The organism is Pseudoalteromonas sp. T1lg88 (assembly GCF_002964765.1).
In the GTDB taxonomy this organism is placed as follows: domain Bacteria; phylum Pseudomonadota; class Gammaproteobacteria; order Enterobacterales; family Alteromonadaceae; genus Pseudoalteromonas.
The window spans coordinates 1-14,739 of the sequence record NZ_PQCF01000032.1 but is presented as its reverse complement, the minus strand read 5'-3'; the positions used below and the strand labels follow the sequence as shown (position 1 = coordinate 14,739).

Sequence of the window (14,739 nt, the reverse complement as noted above, 5' to 3'; positions counted from 1 at the left end):
TTTATTTACCATACACTGTGATTCGAGAGTCTTGAGGAGGTTTGTAAAAGCTAATGTTTTTATAGCCTTCGCTCTCTAGCAACTTAACAAGAGGCTCCAGTTCCTGGAGTTGGTCTGTGCCTGTGGTCGCATCATAAAAACACCCAGAAATTTCAGATTCAAAAGAGCGCGCTCCTTCAACCGAGTCATCGAACACCACATAGTGTTCATCAAAATATTCTGGCCCCCAGATTTGTTGTTTGGCGTATGTCTTCTTTTTCCAGTTCTCCAAACAAGCGACTTGATCTTTTGTCGCAATAAACACTTTCTGATCTTTAGGTTCGGACATTCCCTTGAGCAACACTCCAACTAGTACGAGATTGAGTAAAACTGAGGCTATAAGCTTCTTGTCCATCGTTTATCACTCCATTTATAAATGAATATATCGCCGTGTATTTTCTTTGTTCTTCACAGGCACGAAGTTAGAGTGTTCTTCCATTCTATCCCCACGTAAATTTGCACTTACCAAAAACTCCCTAGGCAATAAAATAAGAACTTTATTAAGTAGACGATAGGCCTTTATCAGACATGCGGAGCCAGCAATAAACATAATGATGGGGATGATCATCATAAGGACATTTTCTAAACTAAAGTATTTATATGCAAGCTGATAAAGAATTGCGCCAGCCACTCCTGTGATGGAATAGAAAAAAGATAGAGAAATGAAGCGCCCAAAACGACTCCACCCACTGTTAAACTTTTCCCGCCATTTAAACGCGTCTTTCTCGTAATCTATATCTATAAATTCGATTTTTTTTCCATACTCTTGAAGGTAGCGAAATGCACCCGGCGTCCAAATGAACCATTCAATTTCTTTATTCGTAAGGTGAGCCCGCGTGAACAAACGTAAGATGACTAAAATTTCTGACAAGTTGGTATTCGCATCAGCACCACAAAGCTTTTGTAATTGCTGGTATAACTCAACTCGTTTGTAGTTCTGTGAACTAAGATCTATATGGATTTTGCTAATAGCGAGCGCAACAGCAAAGACACTAGCTAATATCTTTGCAATTGGCTCAAGGTCAAAATTAAGAATTGCTTCCATTCTTATCGATTAATTCCGTTTCTGAATGTATATACCTAAAATACAATAACTTCAGAGGAGAATGCAAAATGCAAGACCTAACTGTATCTACTTCACTTACTCTACACATCACCATTCGGATATTTCTTATTTGAGCTAAGTCCCATATTACTTAATCCACCTATGTTGTTAAAGTTGTCCAACGGTGACTTATATATAGGGGCTATAGAATTAGCCCAAGCTGGCTGCAATTGTGTAATTGCAGAAGGTAGTTGGTTAGCCATTAATTGCTCTGTCTGCCCTACCTGGAAGTTTTTAGGTAAATAATCCTTGTAAATTGGGACTGAACTCAAATGATTATGTATTGTATCAATGGCTGTTGGTAAACTTGTTTTTGAGTTCGAGAACTGAAAGTAATCCTTCGTTGAGTCATTTAAAGTTAACTTTCCATGGCTATTGCTAGATTTAGCTTTTTTATTTAGCTCAGCATTACTTTCTTTAAGCCTTTTTATTTCATTTTTCGATTCATCTAGATCCCTTCTTAATTCATCATTGTGTATATTCACAGCTCTTGTGCTGTCTATTTGGTTTTTGACTTCAGTTAACTCTTCTACTTTGGTTTGTAAATCTGCACCTAAATTTTCAATTTTCCGCTGACTTGATTCCATGGCCACCTCAAGTTCAGATATAGTTGCCCTAGCCGCCCTAAGCTGTTGTTCAACCTCTTGGTATTTTTCCTGCGCCACCATTTCTTTCCAGCCTAGCCTGTTCAACAGCTTATTTGTGGTGTTTTCCGCCAGCCGCTTCAACACTTCAACTAAGGAGTTGAGCCACGGCAATAACGCAACCATAAGACCAGCGAGTAGAAATGGATCCAACAAGTTCCACTCAAATTTACTAGGGAATTGCTGTAACTTAATACTTATACGCAGAGGCTCCATTAATAACCAAGCAATAGCTTTCCAATTCCAGCCACAAAACACCCAAAAGTAGGTAAACATAAATGGATTGGATAGTCGCTCTTTAAAAATGTCGAGAAGTGTATGATCTTGTTGATTCATTATTATTCCTTGTGACACAAATAAAAGGTCATCTCAGTGCCTCTATAAAGTAAAGTCCTTTTTAGAATAATGGAAATAGCTGGTTATTACTTTATTTAATTTTCAAAATTAGGGGTCAGGTCTTGCTTTTGCACTTTTGCACTTTTGCAGCAAAAAAAGACTACTCGGCATGCACCCAACTTTCAGCCCCTTATTCCCCCTGCATTTGCGCTGAGCATGGCGGGGTTGGTAGCACAATTTGACCTTGGACGGTCAAATTAAGCGAATCGAGGCAGGGATAGCCGAGTTTCGCTGTGTGTGTTGGCAACCCCAACACGCGCAAGCAAATAGCAAATGCGGGGGTGTCCTAGGAGATCCAAGAGGAAATGGACAAGCATTTCCTCTTGGCCGAAGTCGGCGGCCCGACAAGAGAGTAGTTTGAAAAGGCGTTCGTACCCGTTAACACCAAAGCCAATTCGAAGAAATAGCCCTTCATAGTCGGCCTAAAGACCGACCTACAAGCGATCTACAAACACAAAAAAAGCGCCCCTTTTCAGGGGCGCTTTCCAAACTTGTTAATCAGCCCTCGCTCTGCAGCGAGAATAATGCCAATTACTCGTCGCGATACGTATCAACTGCAGGACAAGAACAGATCAGGTTACGGTCACCGAACACGTCATCGATACGTGTAACCGTTGGCCAGAACTTGTTCTTCGCTACGCTTTCAACTGGGAATGCTGCATAGAAACGGTCGTATGCGCGGTTCCAGTCGTTGCTTAGTACGTCTGCTTGGGTGTGCGGCGCGTATACTAGTGGGTTGTCTTCAATTGACCATTCGCCGTTAGCAATCTTGTCGATTTCGCTCTTGATTGACACCATGGCTTCGATAAAGCGGTCGATCTCAACCTTAGACTCAGACTCGGTCGGCTCGATCATCAAGGTGCCGGCTACCGGGAACGACATTGTTGGTGAGTGGAAACCGTAGTCCATCAAACGCTTAGCTACGTCCATTTCAGATACGCCAGTGGCTTCTTTGATTGGACGCAGGTCAACGATACACTCGTGGGCAACACGGTTGTTACGACCACGGTATAGGATTGGGTAATGCTCGCTTAGCTTCTCGGCCAGGTAGTTGGCATTCACAATCGCTGTTTCGGTTGCTTCACGTAGGCCTTCGCTACCCATCATGGTGATATAAGCCCATGAGATAGGAAGAATAAGCGCTGAGCCGTAAGGGGCTGCCGATACCGCGCCGTTGTCTACATTGGTACCCGGTACGTTGATTACGCTGTGGTTAGGCATAAATGGCGCTAGGTGTGATTTAACACCGATTGGGCCAACACCTGGGCCACCGCCACCGTGTGGGATACAGAATGTTTTGTGTAGGTTAAGGTGCGATACGTCTGAACCGATGAAGCCTGGGCTGGTTACACCTACTTGCGCGTTCATGTTCGCGCCGTCCATGTACACTTGGCCGCCGTGCTGGTGCACGATGTCGCAAATTTCACGGATTGTTTCTTCGTATACACCGTGTGTAGACGGGTATGTGATCATGATGCACGATAGGTTCTCTGACACCGCTTCAGCTTTCGCTTTAAGGTCAGCCATATCCACGTTACCTAGCTTGTCACAATCAACCACTACGATCTTCATGCTGGCCATTTGTGCCGATGCAGGGTTAGTTCCGTGCGCAGAGCTTGGGATCAAACATACGTTACGGTGACCTTCGCCGCGTGACTCGTGGTATTTACGAATCGCGATAAGACCTGCGTATTCACCCTGAGCACCTGAGTTAGGCTGTAGTGATACGGCATCGTAACCCGTGATGTTTACCAACCAGTCGTGTAGTTCACCAATCATGATCTGGTAACCGGCCGCTTGATCCAACGGGCAGAATGGGTGCAGGTTTGCAAACTCTGGCCAGGTGATTGGGATCATCTCAGCGGTCGCGTTTAGTTTCATAGTACATGAACCTAGCGAGATCATTGAGTGGTTAAGCGATAAGTCTTTGTTTTCTAGACGCTTGATATAACGAAGCATCTCGGTTTCGCTGTGGTATGAGTTGAAGTTCGGGTGCGTTAGCACTTCGTCATCACGTACCAGGCTTGCAGGGATAGACTGTGAACCATTGGCGCTGATTTGTGCGTCAAGTGCTGCTACGTCCAGACCATGACCTTCACCTAGGATGATGTCGAATAGCTCTAGTACGTCTTCACGTGTTGTGGTCTCAGATACAGAGATTGAGTACTCACCGGCGTGGTTAGTCGCGAAGTTCACTTCTTTCGCTAGTGCGCGTGCAATAACTTCGTCTTTGTTATCGGCAACAACGGTAATGGTGTCGAACCAAGTATCATGCTTAAGAGCAACGCCCTTCTCTTTCAGACCAGCGGCTAGGATATCGGCGAAGCGGTGGATACGCTCGGCGATTGTTTTCAGGCCTTGAGGACCGTGGTAAACCGCGTAGAAGGCAGCCATGTTCGCTAGTAACACCTGAGCAGTACAGATGTTTGAGTTCGCTTTTTCACGACGGATGTGCTGCTCACGTGTTTGCATTGCCATGCGCAGTGCGTCGTTACCTAGGCGGTCTTTTGAAACACCGATAATACGACCTGGTAGTGAACGCTTGTAGGCATCACGGGTTGTGAAGAAGGCAGCGTGTGGACCACCGTAACCCATAGGCACACCAAAACGCTGTGCTGAACCAAGTACTACGTCTGCACCTAGTTTACCAGGGGCTTTAAGTAGCATAAGCGCCATGATGTCTGCAGCAACACAGGCTAGTGCTTTTTTGCTTTGTACAGCAGCGATAAGGTCAGTCAGGTCAACCACTTCACCGCTGGTTGTTGGATACTGGAATAAGGCACCGAAGATCTCATGGTTTGCAGCTTCGCTTGCAGGACCAATGATGATGTCAAAACCAAACTGCTCGGCACGTGTTTTTACCACGTCGATAGTTTGTACGTGAACGTCTTCTGCAATAAAGAATGCGTTGGCTTTTTTCGCTTTAGAAACGCGCTTAGCAAGAGCCATGGCTTCAGCCGCAGCAGTTGACTCGTCAAGTAGTGACGCGCTTGCAAGGTCAAGACCGGTCAGGTCCATTGATAGGGTTTGGAAGTTAAGCAGTGATTCCAAACGACCTTGGGCGATCTCTGGCTGGTATGGCGTGTACGCCGTGTACCAACCTGGGTTTTCTAAAACGTTACGCAGGATCACGTGAGGTACATGCGTCGGGTGGTAACCCTGACCTATGTATGATTTGAATACCTTGTTTTTGCTGGCTACTGATTTTAGGTAGCTTAGGGTTTCAACCTCAGTGCGGCTTTCGCCAATTTGCAGGCCGTTCTCAAGACGAATGCTAGCAGGAACAGTTTGTTCCATCAGCGCTTCAACACTCGATACTCCAAGAGCACTTAGCATGTCGCTCATTTGCGCCGCGCTTGGGCCAATGTGACGACGAATAAAATCTTGCTTCTGCTCTAACTGTTCAAGAGATTTGGCATTTGACATGTGTCCAGATTCCTATGATCCAAGAAATTTAATGCGGTTTAGTGGGGGTTATTGCCAACAAATATGGCATTGCACCAAACCTGTAAGGGTGCCGATATGGCGGCACATCTACACTAACCCGATACCCAGGTACCTGGGGTTAGTATCAAAAAAGCCCCAAAACGGGGCTTTTCAGGGCCGACGCCCAAACGACTAATTAGTCTTCGTCGATGTTGTTCTGGTAGCCTTCTGCGTCAAGCAGATTTTCAAGCTCAGACTCATCAGATGCTTTAATACGGAATAACCAGCCGTCACCGTAAGGGTCGCTGTTTACCGTTTCAGGTGCATCTTCAAGCTCTTCGTTAATAGCAACGATTTCACCGCCGATTGGCGCGTAGATGTCTGAAGCCGCTTTTACAGACTCAGCAACGGCACAGTCTTCACCTGCGTCTACTTCGTCACCAACTTCTGGTAGTTCTACGAATACCATGTCACCTAGAAGCTCTTGCGCGTGCTCTGTGATACCTACAGTGTAAGTACCATCGCCTTCAGCGCGTACCCACTCGTGTGAACTAGCGTACTTTAACTCGCTTGGAATGTTGCTCATTGTCTGTTCCTTTGGTGTAAATTTATATTCTTATACTACGGCTTTACCTTGACGCACAAAGCAAGGTTTAACCACTTTAACATTGACTAATTTTTTACGCATTTCAACCTGCGCCGTTTCACCGATTTCACGCGGTACACGGGCAAGTGCAATACTGTGACCTAGTGTTGGTGAGAAGGTACCTGAGGTGATCACCCCTTCGCCCGCTTCACTTACTACTTTTAAGCCACTGCGTAATACGCCTTTTTCTTCAAGCACAAGACCAACAAGTTTGTCGGTGCTCTTGTCAGCGCGTTGTTGCTCTAATACTGCACGGCCGATGAAATCACGCTCTGCCGGTTCCCAGGCAATGGTCCAGGCCATGTTGGCCGCCAGCGGAGATACGCTTTCGTCCATGTCCAGACCGTATAGGTTCATACCTGCTTCCAAACGTAAGGTGTCACGCGCACCCAGACCAGCCGGTGCTACACCTGCGTCTAGCAGCTGCTGCCATAGGTCAGCGGCTTGCTCGTTTGGTACTACGATTTCGTAACCGTCTTCGCCAGTATAGCCTGTTGTGGCGATAAATAAATCACCGGCCTGCACACCGAAGAATGGCTTCATATCGGCCACGGCTTGTTGCTGTGCTGCACTTAGTACGTTTGCTGTTTTTGCTTTGGCGTTAGGGCCTTGCACGGCGATCATGGCGAACTCAGGACGCTCGGTCACACTCACGTTGAAATCGGCAGAAACGGCAGCCAAGTGGGCTAAGTCTTTTTCACGGGTCGCCGAGTTAACCACTAAGCGGTACTCGGTGTCGCTGAAGAAATAGATGATCAAATCGTCGATCACACCGCCTTGCTCGTTAAGCATGCCTGTGTAAAGCGCTTTACCGGCAACGGTTAGCTTAGCAACGTCGTTTGCTACCAATTTTTGTAGGAAAGCTTTGGCGTCATCGCCTTGAACGTCAACTATGGTCATGTGTGATACGTCGAACATGCCAGCGTCGGTACGCACCGCGTTGTGCTCTTCGATTTGCGAACCGTAATTGATCGGCATTTCCCAGCCGTGGAAATCAACCATTTTTGCACCGGCTTCCAGGTGCTTGGCATGTAGAGGTGTTTTAGAAGACATAATATTCCTTCACGTTTTACAAACCCAGTATGGTGGGCGTGGCCTCGATTATCGAGGGGGAATAACATGGGCCGCGATTATACATAAGTTGTTCGCCGCTGGCACCCAAATTAACGATTACTTTTTTAACATCTGGCAAAAGATGCTTACATAACCCAGTGCGCCCATTTAAGCAGCTTGTGCTTGGGGGTTAAAACGAGCGCTGGTTAGGCTCTGGGTTAAATCCGTTAGCGTCGATGACAAGGCAAACACGCGATAGTACTGCTGTGCGTCCTTGGCACTGGCGATAACAAAACAGTCATCGCACTGCACGCCATAATGCTGGCTGTTATCGCCAAGCGCCATGCCCATATACAGGCTGAACTGCTGGCTTAGGAACTCACCGGCATCGGGACCGCTAAAGTGTAGGCAATTTAGCTCGGGACGGGGCAAAATATCCACATCAAACGACTCGCTGGCCGTAGCAAGCACAGCCAGCAGCGGCTCGGCGTCGTTGGTTACTATGCGCAGCGCTGTATCGCTTAAGAAGAAAACATCAAAGCTGAGCGCCTGCTCTGCCAGCTCATAACGCACCGCCATGCCGGTTTTATTGGCCCAGTTCAAGGTGCTGGTCTTCAGGCTTTGTAATAACAAGAGCACTTCCGAGCCGCCGAGATCGATGATCTGTTCATTGGCCGACACAAAGGTATTGGTCTGGGCGTTTTCCGCGCCGTGATGACGGGCAAAAAAGAGAGATTGGATCGTCATGGCTGCCTCAACTTGTGATTTTTAAACTGTTGGCAGTATAGGGCTGGGCCAGAGCAACAACAAATTGTAATTTTTTATCGATTGATAAATAATTGCAATGTATATAGACCAATAAATTTCCTTTACTAATATGAAAAATATCCCCATGGACAGTCTGCGCACCCTGGTCACCGTTGTTGACGTGGGTGGTTTTGCCAAGGCCGGTGAGCTGCTGGGGCTGTCGCAACCTGCGGTCAGCCTGCAAATAAAGCGCCTCGAAGACTTACTCGGCCGTAAGCTGTTTAAAAAGCAGGGGCAACGCCAGGTGCTCAATCATCAGGGCGAGCAACTGCTGCCGCTGGCCAAGCAGATCCTCAAGGAAAACGACGCCATCTTGCAGCTCTTTAGTAATGAAACCGTCACCGGTAAGGTGCGCTTAGGCATTCCCAGCGAATTTGCCGCCAGTATTTTGCCCGCCATTATTGGCGATTTTGTTTCTCTCTATCCGGATGTATCGCTGGAGGTGAAATCCGAGCTCAGTAAACAGCTGATGCACGTGAGTAACCGCGAAGAGTTTGACCTGCTACTGACATTGGTAGAACAGCTGGATAACCCCCACTACCCAAGCTTTTTACAAGATCAGCTGGTGTGGGTGGGCAATACCTCCATCAAGGCGAACAAGCCAGTCACCCTGGTGGTGGCGCCACAGGGCTGTATTTATCGCCGCCGCGCCATCGATGCCCTGGAGCAGGCCGGCATTCCCTGGCGTATTGTCTATACCAATGCAGATTTGACCGGACTCACGGCGGCCATTAAGGAAGAGCTGGGGATCACGGTATTGGCACGTAAAACCGTGCCCGAGGAGCTGCCCTTTACCACACACACCGACATACTGCCGGTGCTGGGGCAAGTGGGCATTAGTTTGATTAAGCGCGCCCAAGAGCCTGCCCATGCCATCGACAAGCTCGCCGAGTTTATTACCTTGCGCCTGAGTTAAAGGGCGTCTGTTTACTTGCCGAGTGCCTGCTCTGCAAACACCTGCTTCAGCGGCTTGATATCGTTCACCGCACTTAAGCCTAAACCGCGTACCAGCTTCTTGATGGGGTTGTTACCGGCAAACAGGGTTTTTAGCCCCTGCATGGTGGCGATATGCTTTTGCGCGTCGAGCTTACGCTCGCGCTCATAGGTGCGCAGTGCACGTTGAAGATCGCCCTCGCCGCTTAACAGTGGCTCGGCCAGCAACTCGGTAAAGCGCGCCGCATCCTTAAGACCTAAGTTCATACCTAAACCCGCTAACGGGTGTATGGTGTGGGCCGCATCGCCCATCAACACGATACGCTCCTTCACCCATTGACGGGCGTAGCGCATGGTCAGTGGGAAGACCGGGCGTTTGGACTGCACCTCACACAGGCCACACTGACCGTCAAAGGCGGTGTAGAGCGCTTTGTTAAACTCTTCGTCAGTCATGCCTTGATAGGCCTGTGCCTGCTGCGGTGAGCACGACCAGACGATGGAATGCATATGCTCGTCGGCCAGGGGTAAAAACGCTAACGGACCGTCCGGCAAAAACACCTGACGGGCGCACTGCTCATTGCCCTGCTCGGTTTTAATGGTGGCGACCAGGGCATGGTGATCATAATCTTTAAAGGTAATGGGCAGATTAAAGCGCTGGCGTACGCCTGAGTTGGCGCCGTCTGCGGCAATCAAGAGCTCACACATCACCGGCGAGCCATTATCCAGCGTGAGTAATACATTGCTGTCGCTTTGGTGAATGTCTTTATAGGCGTGATTAAACAACAGGGTGACATTAGCTTGCTGCTCTAATCTGGCTACCAGAGCACGATGAATAACATCGTTCTCGATAATATGACCCAAATGAGTGACATCGTAGTCGTCGGCGCTGAAATGAATATGGGCGAAGCTGTCTTTATCGCGTACATCCATTTGCGTATAAGGACTTATACGCTGCTCTTGCATCAGCGGCCAGGCGCCGAGCTCTGTAAACAGGGCTTCGCTGGCCTGGTTAATGGCACTAACGCGCAGGCCGTATTCGTCGCTTAAAGGCGCGCATTTATCGCCGGCATCGATGACCACCACACAGACGCCTTGCAGGCTCAGTGCCAGCGCCGCACTTAATCCAACACAACCGCCGCCAACCACGGCTACCTTCGCTTGAAACATGCGTTAATTAAACCCCATTAATTGTTTTGCTAATGGCTGGCGCAACGAACTGCATAGTTGCATTGCCGCCAAACCCACACTGCGCCCAAGGGCTATGGTGCGCGAGCCATTGGAAAAAGTACGCACTAGACCGTCGGTCAGTGTCATCACCCGGGTAATGTCCTCGGCACGCGCCTGAGCGTAGGCCGAAGTAAAGGCGTATGTGCCCAAGTCATCGCCAGCATAGGCAATTTTGGCCACCAATTCTTTGATGTCGCGCAGGCCCAGGTTAAAGCCTTGCCCGGCAATGGGATGAATGGCGTGGGCGGCATTACCTATCACCACGGCGCGATGGCTGACAAGACTATTCGCTCTGCCCCACACCAAGGGGTAAACACTGCGCTCGCCGACCTGGGTAAAGAGCCCGGCGCGATAGCCGAACTCGAGCTGTAGTCTGGCAACAAATTCGTCGCTGGAGGCGTCTTGCAAGTCACCCAGCTTATAGCCTTGGTCGCACCACACCAATGAATAGCGCTTACGCGACATGGGCAGTAAGGCCAGCGGGCCATGGCTGGTAAAACGCTCAAAGGCCTGACATTGATGGTCGTCCTGCACTTCGACATTGGCAATCAGGGCATGTTGGGTATATTCCTGGGTGTCAAAATCCAGATGTAATAACTTGCGTGTGGGTGACTGGGCGCCATCGGCCATCACTAACAGCTTGGCGCTAAGCTCGCTGCCATCGTCCAAAGTGATCTGGTTATGTGTCTCATGCATGCTTACCGCGGTGACTTTCGCAGGGCAAAATTGGGTCACTTGTTGATGGCTTGCCAAAGCACGATGTAAGGCCTGACCCCAGGGGCGCACCTCAACCACGTAACCCAGGGCATCAAGATCATAATCCGCATGGCTGATCTGGGTTTTGCCAAAATGTCCGCGGTCCGATACCTGCACCTGTTTAATGGCACAGGCATAGTCGCTGTGCTCGTTAAACAGGCCATATTGCTTGAGGTAGTGCACCGAGTCGGCGGCCAGGGCAATGGATCTATCATCAAAGCTGGGGTGATAATCGTTACTGGGCTGGTAGGCCTCGATAACGGCCAAACGTAAATTAGGACACTGCTGCGCTAAGATATTCGCCAATGTGCCCCCGGCCAAACCACCGCCTACAATCACCACATCAAAGTGCTGCACCTGTTAGCTCTCCTGCATTAGCGCTTCTATTTCGGCCACTTCTTTGGGCACCGAGGCGGTGAGATTTTCATGGCCATTTTCGGTGACCAGTACATCGTCTTCAATGCGAATGCCAATACCGCGATATTGCTCTGCCACCGGCGCATCTTCGCTGATGTAGAGGCCCGGCTCTATGGTCAGCACCATGCCTGGCTCGAAAGGACGGTCTTTTTCGTCCTGCTTATACTCACCCACGTCATGCACATCAAGGCCAAGCCAGTGGCCAAGGCCGTGCATATAAAAGGCACGATAGGCCTGGCTTTCTAATAGCTCGTCAAGCTCGCCTTCTAGCAAGCCAAGGTCAATCAGGCCCTGGGTAAGAATACGGTTTACCACCTTGGCGGTCTGCGCCAGGGTATTACCTGGCTTGACCATATCCAACGCCGCATACTGTGCCTTAAGCACCACGTTATATACGGCCTTTTGCGCGTCAGAAAATTTGCCGTTAACCGGGAAAGTACGGGTAATATCGGCAGCATAGCCAGCCAGCTCACAGCCCGAGTCGATCAACACCAGATCGCCATCTTTCAGGGTCGACTCGTTTTCGGTGTAGTGCAAGATGGTGGCGTTATCGCCACTGCCCACTATGGTGCCGTAGGCCGGATAACGGGCGCCGTTCATGGCGTAATGATGATGTAATTCGGCTTCGAGTTGATACTCGGTGGCTCCGGCCTTGGCAAAACGCATGGCGCGCTTGTGACCATCGGCACTGATCTGACCCGCCTGGCGCATAAGCTCTTGCTCTGCCGGTGATTTAAATAAGCGCATTTCATGCACCAGGGTGCGAATATCGCGGATCACCTCAGGCGCACGATAGCCCTTTTTAGGGGCGCCACGCAGGGTATTGAGTAAGGCAAAAACCTGGTCGTCGACGTCTTTATACACGCCCTGACCATAGTAGAGGGTGGCTTTTTGGTTCACCGCATCGATGAGGCCCTGATCCAGCTCGGCAAGAGTGTGGGCATCATCGATAGGGAGCTGTTCTTTAGCAGCATCGGCGCCCATACGGCGACCATGCCAGATCTCGGCGGTTTTATCTTTGGCGCGACAATAAAGAATCGACTTTTGCTCTTCACCTTTTACCAGCACCAACATGGCATCGGGCTCATTAAAGCCGGTGAGATAGAAAAAGTCGCTGTCCTGGCGGAACGGGAATTCGGTATCGCGGCTGCGGGTAATTTCCTTGGCAGCGGGAATAAGGGCAACCGAGTTGTTTTTCATTTGCGCCAGCAACTGGTGCTGGCGCGCGCGGTATTCTGCGTTAGTGATATTCATTAGTGTAGCGTCTTTGAAGTTGGCGCCGTGCTCTCTCGTTTACCCAGCTCGGCAAAGCAAAGCATGGCCGATACGCGCACATACTCCAACACTTCATGCAGTGCCTGCTTGTCTTCTTCGGTCTCATCAAAGTGGGTATCAAGGCGGCTGATTTCGGTGAAGTCCTGGATCACTTCTTTTACGTCATCGCTTAGCTTGCCGTAATCTTTTTGCTTTAAGCCAAAACCCAGTAAATAGCCGTTTACCCAGGCAACCAGGGCATTAGCTTGATCGATCAGGCTTTCTTCTTCGTCCGGCAGCAAAAGCTCAAACTGCAACTGCTCATTGGAGAAGCTTTCAACTGCTTGGGAGTAGAGTTCACTCAACCATTGTTTGAGGGTCTTTTCAAAACTAATGCCGTCATTAAGCACATCGCTAAGAAGACCCAGGTAATCTTTTTCTTCGATATCCAGACCACAGGCCAGGAGCCCTGTGATAATCCCCTGCACTTCGGAGGGCATAACAAAGATGTCGTTACTTTCTAAGAGTAGTTGGGCTTGCTGATAGCTAGGTTGTTCGCTCATGATTGGCTCGCGTATGACGAAAAATATTGATTTCAATACCCAATGCTACCATCGCTGCGAGGGCGACTCCACCGTATTGTGACCACCCAAGTATGATAGCGATCAAATAACACCCAGCTTGTTTACTTTGCCCGCACTTGGAAGGAAATTTTGTTATTAGGCTGTATCCCTGTTGCTGGGTCTTATATACTAAAGGTGTTCCCTAGCTTGTTGGCCAGCGAATGACGTCCCTGAGCCGATAATTTTTATTTAGGAATGCATTTTGTAGGCTATTGCGCAAGCTCGGCATGTACCGAGAAGCCTACGGCTTACAGGTGTCTTCCGCCTTGAACCTTAGGGTTCAAGGGCTGATATTCGTAACCGCAAGCCGGGGAACACCCTTCCTTCTTTTTCTAAATCTTATCTCAGTTAATCACGCTCACACATTAGGCAAGACACCTTGTATTGGCGCTCTCTGCTTATATTACTCTATGCACAAAAAAGCCTCTACGGGACTTGCTCCATCAGTTACCCTATTCTAATCCCGTGCTACTTCCAAAGCCGGATGCTTTTGCATGGCCTAGTAAACAGAAATGAAGCAGCACTTGCTTAGTTACTCTTTCCTTCAACGTGCTTTTTGAAATTATTGAGAATACTTTGCCAACCTTGTTTTTGCTGCTCGGCCGAGTTTTCGTCTTCTGCGTCGAAAGTTTCAACGACTCTAACGCCATCGCTAACTTCTATAAAAGAAACGGTGACAAGCCGATTATCCTCAAGCTCAAAATGAATAGAATCCTGTACCTCGACCTTCGTAAAGCATCCCTCAAAATCGAAACCAATAGAGCCATCTTTTGCTTCCATTCGATAGTTGAATTTACCACCGACTTGCAGATCTATTTCGGCTCTTGGACAACACCAGTCATCGATAGAAAAATTCCAGCTCGTGATGTCTTGGGGCGTTACCCAGGCTTCCCATACGCTTGCTAGTGGTGCTTTTACTTGCGTTTCAATACTTATCTTCATGGTTCACTCCTGAGCTTGTGTGGTGAAAACAACTACTGATTTGAGTAAGAGCTTACAAGGTAGCATATATCTTTCACTGTCGGTTATTCACTAACAGCAATGAAGCTTCATTACTCCGCTACAGGTAACAAAGTTAGATACTGAGTTTTAGGGGGCAGTTAAACGCAAAAAACCCAGCACTAGGCTGGGTTCTTCGTATAATTAGGAGCTTGGCGATGTTCTACTTTCACATGGCAAATGCCACACTATCATCGACGCTGTTTCGTTTCACTACTGAGTTCGGCATGGGGTCAGGTGGTTCCAAAACGCTATGGTCGCCAAGCAAAAACTTGTAAATTCTTTTTTTGCTCTAAAAAACCCGGCTCTTTGAGCCGGGCTTTCTTAAATAGGGCCCTGACGATGTTCTACTTTCACATGGCAAATGCCACACTATCATCGACGCTGTTTCGTTTCACTACTGAGTTCGGCATG

The 14,739-nt window shown here is 48.7% G+C and carries 13 protein-coding genes, 1 rRNA gene and 1 other RNA gene; 2 read left to right on the top strand and 13 right to left on the bottom strand.

Annotated elements, in window-relative coordinates; genetic code table 11:
• Position 1: 1 nt before the first annotated feature.
• The 7 genes from C2M34_RS11715 to C2M34_RS11685 all read right to left on the bottom strand — a co-directional run bounded on the left by C2M34_RS11715 (position 2) and on the right by C2M34_RS11685 (position 8,056).
• Positions 2 to 394 (bottom strand): hypothetical protein, encoded by a 393-nt coding sequence (locus C2M34_RS11715; RefSeq protein WP_105258889.1) that lies wholly within the window; start codon positions 392 to 394, stop codon positions 2 to 4.
• A gap of 15 nt (positions 395 to 409) precedes the next feature.
• A complete protein-coding gene (locus C2M34_RS11710; RefSeq protein ID WP_105258888.1) occupies positions 410 to 1,084 on the bottom strand; it encodes a hypothetical protein in 675 nt (224 codons plus the stop codon).
• 101 nt (positions 1,085 to 1,185) lie between these two features.
• Positions 1,186 to 2,124 (bottom strand): hypothetical protein, encoded by a 939-nt coding sequence (locus C2M34_RS11705; protein WP_105258887.1) that lies wholly within the window; start codon positions 2,122 to 2,124, stop codon positions 1,186 to 1,188.
• 591 nt (positions 2,125 to 2,715) lie between these two features.
• A complete protein-coding gene (gene gcvP, locus C2M34_RS11700) occupies positions 2,716 to 5,610 on the bottom strand; it encodes an aminomethyl-transferring glycine dehydrogenase (RefSeq protein WP_105258886.1) in 2,895 nt (964 codons plus the stop codon).
• A 196-nt stretch (positions 5,611 to 5,806) separates the two neighbouring features.
• Positions 5,807 to 6,196 carry a glycine cleavage system protein GcvH gene (gcvH, locus tag C2M34_RS11695; RefSeq protein ID WP_105200878.1) on the bottom strand — a complete coding sequence of 130 codons (390 nt, stop codon included), beginning with the start codon at positions 6,194 to 6,196 and terminating at the stop codon, positions 5,807 to 5,809.
• A gap of 30 nt (positions 6,197 to 6,226) precedes the next feature.
• On the bottom strand, positions 6,227 to 7,309 hold the full coding sequence (gene gcvT / locus C2M34_RS11690; protein ID WP_105258885.1) for a glycine cleavage system aminomethyltransferase GcvT: 1,083 nt from the start codon (positions 7,307 to 7,309) through the stop codon (positions 6,227 to 6,229).
• Between the two features lie 168 nt (positions 7,310 to 7,477).
• A complete protein-coding gene (locus tag C2M34_RS11685; RefSeq protein ID WP_105258884.1) occupies positions 7,478 to 8,056 on the bottom strand; it encodes a hypothetical protein in 579 nt (192 codons plus the stop codon).
• A gap of 130 nt (positions 8,057 to 8,186) precedes the next feature.
• On the opposite strand from C2M34_RS11685, the gene C2M34_RS11680 reads away from it, so the two are divergent.
• Positions 8,187 to 9,032 (top strand): LysR substrate-binding domain-containing protein, encoded by an 846-nt coding sequence (locus C2M34_RS11680; RefSeq protein ID WP_105258883.1) that lies wholly within the window; start codon positions 8,187 to 8,189, stop codon positions 9,030 to 9,032.
• Positions 9,033 to 9,043: 11 nt separating this feature from the next.
• Here the strand turns inward: C2M34_RS11680 and C2M34_RS11675 are convergent, their stop codons facing one another.
• The 4 genes from C2M34_RS11675 to C2M34_RS11660 are packed head-to-tail and all read right to left on the bottom strand — an operon-like array spanning position 9,044 to position 13,266.
• Positions 9,044 to 10,216 carry an FAD-dependent oxidoreductase gene (locus tag C2M34_RS11675; RefSeq protein WP_105258882.1) on the bottom strand — a complete coding sequence of 391 codons (1,173 nt, stop codon included), beginning with the start codon at positions 10,214 to 10,216 and terminating at the stop codon, positions 9,044 to 9,046.
• A gap of 3 nt (positions 10,217 to 10,219) precedes the next feature.
• The gene (gene ubiH / locus C2M34_RS11670) at positions 10,220 to 11,389 is read right to left on the bottom strand and encodes a 2-octaprenyl-6-methoxyphenyl hydroxylase (RefSeq protein WP_105258881.1); all 1,170 of its coding nucleotides are present in this window, start codon (positions 11,387 to 11,389) and stop codon (positions 10,220 to 10,222) included.
• A gap of 3 nt (positions 11,390 to 11,392) precedes the next feature.
• On the bottom strand, positions 11,393 to 12,703 hold the full coding sequence (gene pepP / locus C2M34_RS11665) for a Xaa-Pro aminopeptidase (protein ID WP_105258880.1): 1,311 nt from the start codon (positions 12,701 to 12,703) through the stop codon (positions 11,393 to 11,395).
• Positions 12,703 to 13,266 (bottom strand): UPF0149 family protein, encoded by a 564-nt coding sequence (locus C2M34_RS11660; protein ID WP_105200871.1) that lies wholly within the window; start codon positions 13,264 to 13,266, stop codon positions 12,703 to 12,705. Before C2M34_RS11660 ends, pepP begins: the two co-directional genes overlap by 1 nt.
• 196 nt (positions 13,267 to 13,462) lie before the next feature.
• Here C2M34_RS11660 and ssrS point away from each other — a divergent pair.
• A non-coding RNA gene (ssrS, locus tag C2M34_RS11655) (6S RNA) lies at positions 13,463 to 13,644 on the top strand.
• Positions 13,645 to 13,854: 210 nt separating this feature from the next.
• Here the strand turns inward: ssrS and C2M34_RS11650 are convergent.
• Together C2M34_RS11650 and rrf are read right to left on the bottom strand one after the other, a co-directional pair.
• A complete protein-coding gene (locus C2M34_RS11650; RefSeq protein ID WP_105213131.1) occupies positions 13,855 to 14,268 on the bottom strand; it encodes an SRPBCC family protein in 414 nt (137 codons plus the stop codon).
• A gap of 207 nt (positions 14,269 to 14,475) precedes the next feature.
• Positions 14,476 to 14,590, bottom strand: a 5S ribosomal RNA gene (gene rrf, locus C2M34_RS11645).
• Between the last annotated feature and the right edge of the window lie 149 nt (positions 14,591 to 14,739).